Origin of the sequence: Phyllobacterium chamaecytisi (assembly GCF_020164455.1) — a bacterium.
Lineage (GTDB): Bacteria > Pseudomonadota > Alphaproteobacteria > Rhizobiales > Rhizobiaceae > Phyllobacterium > Phyllobacterium chamaecytisi.
Map to the genome: position 1 here is coordinate 1 of NZ_JAIQWW010000070.1, position 658 is coordinate 658.

1 protein-coding gene is annotated in these 658 nt (G+C 53.3%); it reads right to left on the bottom strand.

What is annotated here, in order from left to right; all coding sequences use genetic code 11:
- Positions 1–563, bottom strand: a 563-nt coding sequence (locus tag LB462_RS30955) for a winged helix-turn-helix domain-containing protein (RefSeq protein ID WP_224515958.1), incomplete at its 3' end; no start/stop codon positions are given.
- Positions 564–658 lie beyond the last annotated feature (95 nt).

The following is a 658-nucleotide window of genomic DNA, read 5'->3' on the forward strand; positions in this document are numbered from 1 at the left end:
GCACTCGATTGAACCGTCAGCCAATGCGCAGATAGTTCACCCGCCACTATATAAGGCTGCTGCGCTTGCAACGTCGCAAGAGCGTTACGCAACAGTTGAACACCTAATTGCACCTGTCCTTCTGCAAAGATCAACGCATCCGCTGGCTTAGCATCGGGTATTCGCGGCAGCAGTAAATCTGGCCAGTCGACGGAGCGAGATGAATCCATCGAGCTAACCTTCGCAACGAAACAATACCCGCGTCCTGGAACACTCACTATGTAACGAGGTCCAGTCTTCGAATCCCCCAACGCTTTTCTCAGATTTGCAATGTGCACGCGCAAATTCGTGTCCTCCACTACAACGTTGGGCCATGCCCGATTGATTAACTCTTTGTGAGAAACAACTTCGCCCGGTCGCTCAACGAGGGCCATCAGGATTTCGAGCGCGCGGCTACTGATGGAAAGCGGCGTCCCGTTTTGCTGAAGAAGCCTCTGGTGCGCGGAAAGTTGAAAGGGACCAAAAACGAAAACGTTGCCTGCCGAACCGCTTTTAGACGAACTGATGGCAGAATTCTGCGTCATTGCTCCGGTCTCCTTTTTCTTCGCAAAAGCGGTTCACCTCCACGGCAGGACATGAACAGGTCACCCTTAGGGCGCAGCTGCTAGGTCACCATCGC